The organism is Rhodococcus sp. Leaf225, assembly GCF_001426145.1.
In the GTDB taxonomy this organism is placed as follows: Bacteria; Actinomycetota; Actinomycetes; order Mycobacteriales; family Mycobacteriaceae; genus Rhodococcoides.
Map to the genome: position 1 here is coordinate 1 of NZ_LMRN01000018.1, position 7019 is coordinate 7019.

Consider the following 7019-nt stretch of genomic DNA (forward strand, 5'->3'; position numbering starts at 1 on the left):
ATGGTCCAACGCAACTCGCGCACCCGCCTCCGCCAACTCCCGCCCACGAACTACCGCAATCTCAAGTTCTCTACGACGGACAGATGACAGCACAGCAGACATTGGGCGCCTCTCAAACAACGATCGAACCGTGCTCAGCACGGGCAGCAGACAAAGCGTCCCTAAGTGAACTCACATAATTTAGTACGTCTTCCTCCGACCGAAGTGTCGCGTTGGGAACTGAGAACTTGACGGCAGTCGGTTCAAGCAACTTCGCCGCAGCTTCGCGAACCGCCATCAGACGAGTCGGCAACGCTTGCAGACGGTCCTCCCAACCCCCCAAAGGCCGTTCGCTCAAGTACAGCAATATGGACGAGACTGTACGCAGATCTGGTTCAGGCTCCGGGCTTAAATCGTTGAGCTGCAGAAGCTGACCGCGCTGCTCGATAGTCAAATGCCCCCAGCTGTCGTCATCGTCGAGTTGGTCCATAACCGACGACAATCCGTCAGCCATTCTCTCGAGGCTGCGGTCCACTTCCCCTCGAAGCGTCTGAGCGAGCTCCTGGATTACCGGTAGCACGGGGTCTGGTTCCGCTAACAAGAGACGGTCACGCATTATCGCGCTGACCTGGTCAATAGCGGGAGCCGCCGCGTCAATTCCGACGCAGTATCCCGCGAGCCGTTGCGCGATTCCGTAAGCATCGAGGCGCGCCTGCTTGAGCCGCGCTCGTGCAGACCATTCGGTGAAATTTTTGAGTAAAACGACCCTTTGATCAGCTATTGCTGACAATAGATCGTTGCCCTTCCGCCCGCGCAGCTCATCTAGATGCGCTCTTGAGGGGGCGACGGGTAGTGGCGGCTCTCCACCCGCGGAAGATGCGAGCGTGCTCAGAGTCTGGAGCAGCATCGACGACGCTGCGCCCTCTTCGTTGCTTTCGAACTGAATACCCACCTTCGTGAGAACCTGGCGCACAGCCATTCGCGTTGCGAGAGTGACATTTACGTCTTCACGTCGGAACGTGAGCTTTCCAATTCTCGATGTGTTGATTTCGCGCGCCGTAGTGGGGGTACCGCTGTCTTCCGCTGAAATTTCCCCCGCTGTTAGCAATGCGAGTATCGCACCGTTGACCGCATCTCTCGGCCAACCGAAACGCCCTGATTCGAAATGTTTGCGCAACTCCGAGCCCGGAGTGCCGCTGGAACTGATCATCTCACTGATGGCTTTGCAGACGGGGTGTTGTATGGCATCACCGCTAAATCCAAGGGCCTCAAGGGGGTCAGCATTACCTTCGCGTGCGCGGTTAGCGACCGTTTCCCATCCTGCGCTGTCAGCATCAGCGAAGCGGGGATACGTGCGGTCTAATGATCGAGCAATTGCGCGGTCGATTGAATTTTTCAGATTACCTTCGGAAACATGATTTCCCCCAGCCTGTATGACCTCGGCTGAGGCCACGACCTCATTGACAATGGTCTCCAATCTGCCCGTCGCAGTTTTCAGAGTGGACTCCATCGCGGCTTGCGCGGCTAAACCTTCAGCCGTCGTTGGTCGGGCCCGGGTCGCCAGCGTTTCTTTTGCCGCAGCTAATTCTCCGAGTGCCTGCCGGAACGCATCTGGTTCATGTTTCGGTAAGAAGAGAAATATCAACGGAGAATCTTGACCGGCATTAGTCGAGAGATCAAGCAGCTGCTTCCGTGATATATCCCACCCAGTTCTAACCCAGAACGATATCACACCCTGTGCAGGCTCGGAATCACCAAAATGCGTGGTAATCGAACGTGTAGTTCGGGTAATTCCTTGCTGTTTTGTAGTAGGTACAATTTTCTTGACCATTTCGCGCAATTCGTGTTCACGGGCCTGCGCAACCTCGCTTGAGTCACTGAGGAATGCGTTCAGTCGCGCCTGGTAGTCTTTGGTCCATTCTTGCCCGACACGCGTTTGGAGTTGGTACTCATCATCGACCCGCTGGAGCTTTGATTCTGAGCGCAATTCCTCAAGTAGTCTCGGAACGTCACGTCTCAGCGACTCGCCCGAATCTCGAAGATCGTCAACCAGTAGATCTGCAATATGCGCTGCGGTCGGACGGACCCCTGTGTCTGCGAATCCTTCTCGCGATAGTTGGGAAATCAGAAACACCAGAGCCAAAATGCGCGCACGGATGGCACCTGCCGCGCCCTTGGCCCGTTCGTTCTGCACCAGCTCTTCAATCTCGCGCAATAAGACTCCTGTTTGGAGCATACCTGCCGTCTGCTGGTCGTAGATGAAGTCGGCTGGCACTACCGTCCCGACTGGCCTCTGGGCGACGGCGCGACTTGCTTCATGGACGACCTTTAGTTGCGTACGCAGCTGACCCGCTTTTCCCCCCTTGTCGACTGCTCTGAGAACCTCTTCCCAAAATCGACGACGTGATGGTAACAGTGGATAGTCTGATTCTAAGTATGTCCTGTCATCCGGCACGGGCGCGATCCGTGCCCCTGCCAATTGGCGATCAATCTCGCCGGAAACCCGACTCAATTCGCTGGACAGCTCACCCAATTTGTCAGGCCGCTTGCGCAAAATCACCTTCCGAATCACACTCTCAACATCCGCGTCAGACAGCTGGACCTGGGTGTTGAAGCGATCTGTCAGCTTTTGCAGCGTTGCGGTACTTTGCAGCGCCGACTGGCCTGTCGCGACTACGAGGAGCAAGCCGCCGAAGTGCGATGAGCAGAGTTCGACAAGATTCTGCACCTTCAGCGCGCGATCGGGATCCTCTGCGATGAACTGCTGCATCTCATCAAGAACCACTAGAGTGCACGGCAATTTCCCACGCTCAGTCGAGACATATTGAAGAATTTCTGTAACGATCTCTCGTAGGTCGGCGTCACTGATGTCTGCTTTCTCGGGGTACTGAGCGCGAAGCTGATTGCGAACCTCCCCAGGGCTAGATGCGAAGCTCGGCAGTGCGCTAAGAATCGAGTTTGCCAAGTGCGTCGAGACATACAGGTTTCGAAGTTCATGACTGATATCTGCACCTGCCGCCGTTACAGAACTAGCAACTGCTTCGTAAATCCCTTCGCTTCGAAGCCACATCGCGCAAAGTGCAGGCGGCAAATGCTCCGGCAGCCCGGCGGATTTCAAAAGAATGGACAGGAACGAAAGGCGTACACTGTGGCCGGCTCCTGAGCCAAGGGTCCCCGCTGCTGACCACAGACCCCCGGCTCGTTTACCTTCGGTAGAGAGCTCTCGAAGATTCATTCCTACGCGGTCCGAAACTGCAACCAAGTCTCGTGAAGAGGCGCCGTCTGGTAATTCAAAATCACGCCAGAGATACTCCAACACCCGTACAAGGTGGGATTTGCCGCTTCCGTAAAATCCGCTAATCCAAGCCGCCGGTTGCTGCCGGCCGATATTTGCAACAAAAGTCGAAAGAATGCGATCGAGTCCGCTCTCATACTGACCGTCGCAAACAAAGCTCGCGAGTTCGTATCGGAGAACTGCCCAGTCGGCGTCACTGGCCGGGTTGCCGACCTTGCTCACTCCAAGATTTGGTATGTCTTTCTCAGTAGGATCTTCAGCAAATAATTCCCTGTTCAGGGTCACTTTTAGTCCTCCGTAGCTGTGATGGGCGTTGCTAGATAATTCCAGCCGTCTCTGGCTTCAAGCAGACGGTAGTTAGAGTCGTCGCGCTCACCGGGAAACATCACTACGAGCCGTCCTTCGATCGACTCAGCCAAGTCGTTGACTAAACGGCTCACCCTGTAGAACGGAAATAGAGTTCCGACTCCAAGTAAAATGACCGCTGTATCGACCGTCGCTTGTCCTGAAATCAGCGAGGATACGGCATAGTCCCGAACATGCTTTCCGAACTCCTCAAGTGCGGCATCCGACAAATACTCTGGAGTCTCAAAATAAGCTTCGCGATATGGGTGAGCGCCCAGCCACGTCCCGAAGGCATTAGTCAAGTCTATCAGGAGCCATTCGTGACCGGACTTAACTGTGGCGATCTCGAAATCACCCACGCGTGCCCGCAGCCTTCTCTCGTCCTTGGGCGGATATACCACCATCCATACCCTCTGTTGATAAGCAAGTTCTCTTGACCACGGCAAACTAACAAACCGGCCATAAGCCTTGACAAGGGAATCGATATCACTCAAATCATGCCCCCTTCATTGGGCGCTGTAAATGACTAAATCCAAACTCGAGAACGTTTCCCGCAGATCGAGTCTCGATGTATCCGCGGACACTTGCTTTATCTACAAGCTCGTCAATCTCATTTTTCGAAACATCCAGAAATGCAATCCATGGAGTTGACAGAAGCGCCTGGCCCCTAGATCCCTGCAAATGTCCGAGAAATAGGGCAAGCGCCAGAGATGCTGGACCGGCCATCGCCTGGGTTCTCGTCTTACGGGCGCGGCCAGCCAGGTGGCCAGTCTGAGTCCAAGACGAGCCTGTATTGCGTCCAATTTTGTTTGCTGTTGCCGGGCTATATACACCCGGATAAAAAGTAGTCACAGCTTGAGCCAGGTCGCCTGATGTGACAGTTGCTCCGCGCTCTGCAGAGAAAATTGCGTTCGCAGAAGCTCGGAAAACGCTGTCGCGCGCGTAAGCGACAAGGCCAGCAATCAGCGGACGATCAGCCGGATCTTCGTCCCACAGGTCACGAAGACATCGAAATAGCAGCTCGGTCGGGTCCAGGACATACAACTCCCGGAGGTACCGGTAGGCGCGCTTACGTCCCGCTGCTGTCGCCTTACCCAGAAGGTTTTCTTCGATGGCCATGCGACGATACTCGTCTCGTGAAGCACCAGCGGGGACCTCACTACAAAGCGACGTTAGCAGCTCCACTGCAATGGTATGACTCGTGTTGGTCCCACCAGGTCGGTCGACAACATTGAGCGTGACCTCCATCAACCACCCTCCAAGTTTGCGGACAACAGACGCTGTATCGACACTACCGTGATCCGCCCTAGTAATGGTGGAGACTTCGTTCAGGCCACCTTGAGGTCGGTAGCGGCGGTCGTGTTGCTGAGACGAGGACGTTCTCGTAGTCGGTGGGCGGTTTGGCTGATCCACGACTTCGAGAGATTGGCACTGGGCGAGTGGAGCGGCGACGCAGCATTTCGGGCCCGGCAGGTGGGACTACTGTACGGTCAGGTGACAGGTTGAGTTCTTAAAACAGACCGGTTGGCTCGCCTTCTTGTGAAGGCATTCCAGACTGCATGGGGTCAGTCGGTCGAGCGCGGCTTGGTCCTGCGGCAGTGGTGGGATGCGTTCGATTCAGGTGGGGTTGGATTTCGCAGGTCGTCTGGTCTCGTCCAGCGTTTCGAGGAACTTACTGTTTAACAGTGCAAAAGACCGATTCCACCGCGGTTTTGTCGCTGAAGGCGCAGACCAGTCCCATCGATGCGGCCATCGCTTGCCGGACCAGAGTCTGGACGATTGCGCCGAATCGAAACTGTGATTCGCGGTCGGCCTCGGCTGCGAACACCGCAGGGAACGCATCGTGCACACCACGGTCGGCGAGGGAGTCTTTGGCGTCCGCCGCGAGTCGGGCTTATATCCTCCAGTGGGTTGAGTTACAGACGATCCGGTTCGTGTATACGTCCTTGACCGCGTCAGTGGAGAAGGTCTCACCGGTGCCACGCTGGGTGATGCTAGTAAGCCACCGCCCGTTCCGCTCGTCGACGGTTGGTTTTCCGGACAACGAGGTCGTCGTGGACCGGCGAGCCCGAACGGAGGTGCTTGGTGCCTTGCTTCTTGTCGAATGGACCTGATCACCTGTTCGCCGCTCAGATCCGCCGCGCGCTGCGAGGTGCCATCTCTGGCCGGCATCAGCAGCTTCATCGACGCGGAACCGATACTCAAACTCGGGGTCGTCCACGGTGGGCGCCGAAACGAACCGTTTGCCGGTTCTCCTCCTTGAGTTCCCTGGCGATCACCGGTGTGGCGAGCGACAGAAGGGGAGCCTCACGCGCGATCTCCAGAACTCAACGCATTACCGCGACAGGGACCCCGTCGGCACCAAATCCGCGGACGAGCGGTGGAGGCACCTCCCACGTGCGGGGACATCATTCTTCCGGCCGGTTCAACTGCGGTATGTTCGCCATAGCGCGACACAGAATGTTGAAACAATCATATATATTCGCAAGCCTCACGCCCTTTAACGATCTCGCTCGTTATTGAGGCGGATTTAATGCCCTCCTCAGACATCGGTGCCACCTCCTCTACCCAGTTCGTTAGTCAGGATTCGCTTACCGTGGCAAGAAAAGCTCCCACTGGACTATTACTCTGGTCCTCAGCGTCCAGAACTTGATGGAGTAGTTCGGGTCAGCCATGCATCGCGAGATGCTCGATACCAATCATGTGAAACCAAAGTATAGTTTCCATCCGCGATTCTCGAATGAATTGAAGCATGGCGCAAACCGCGCCGCCGCCACTCCGGGATCCGCTACTCCTCGCGAATGGGCTAAGATCACGCCTTACCTTTGCCTGGTCACCTCAGGACTGAGCGCCCAAGCCGAACTGTCCGGTGAACCTAGTCAGGCTCCCCTAGCCGCGAGCCGCATCCGGGACGAACTTCGGCTGTTTATAGCCCTAGGTTAGAAGAGCGATCACCGCACACAGTGGCCCCCGGGCGCCGCCCGCCGCCGCAAACAGTGTTGTCAAAGTTGCTCCAGAGTCGTCGTTTTCGGGATCAGACTTTTTGCGGTCCGAGCGCTCGAGGTCTGGTGATGCAATTAGTACCCTCGACTTTTACCGAATTCGCCCGCCATGCCGAGCTTCCAAAGTCGGATGAGCAGCATCACCAACTATCCATCAAGCGGATTTAAGACATGCTTTTCCAGACAGCGAGCTAAGAGTTCCCGTGCCTGGTGATCCACTACCGCCATGACCTCGCCGGCTGGCTGCGAGGCATCTACGATCAGCCCCCTTAGATTACAACTAGAACGCATTTCACCGAAAATTCACGGTGTCCATCAGATTTGGAACGGCACAAATCGTCGGCGCTCATAGCTGTCCTCGCGCGAGCCGCTTGTCAGCTAGTGATATATGCACATCA

General features: G+C 56.0%; 3 protein-coding genes. All 3 read right to left on the bottom strand.

Features of this window, described 5'->3' with window-relative positions; all coding sequences use genetic code 11:
• Positions 1–112: 112 nt before the first annotated feature.
• Genes brxC through ASG69_RS22475 form a run of 3 tightly spaced genes read right to left on the bottom strand, consistent with a single transcriptional unit; the run spans position 113 to position 4738 of the window.
• A complete protein-coding gene (gene brxC, locus ASG69_RS22470) occupies positions 113–3559 on the bottom strand; it encodes a BREX system P-loop protein BrxC (RefSeq protein ID WP_162246754.1) in 3447 nt (1148 codons plus the stop codon).
• 2 nt (positions 3560–3561) lie between these two features.
• Complete coding sequence (locus ASG69_RS22155; RefSeq protein WP_200933817.1) at positions 3562–4113, bottom strand: BREX protein BrxB domain-containing protein; 552 nt, start codon at positions 4111–4113, stop codon at positions 3562–3564.
• A gap of 1 nt (position 4114) precedes the next feature.
• The gene (locus tag ASG69_RS22475; protein WP_156380513.1) at positions 4115–4738 is read right to left on the bottom strand and encodes a hypothetical protein; all 624 of its coding nucleotides are present in this window, start codon (positions 4736–4738) and stop codon (positions 4115–4117) included.
• Positions 4739–7019 lie beyond the last annotated feature (2281 nt).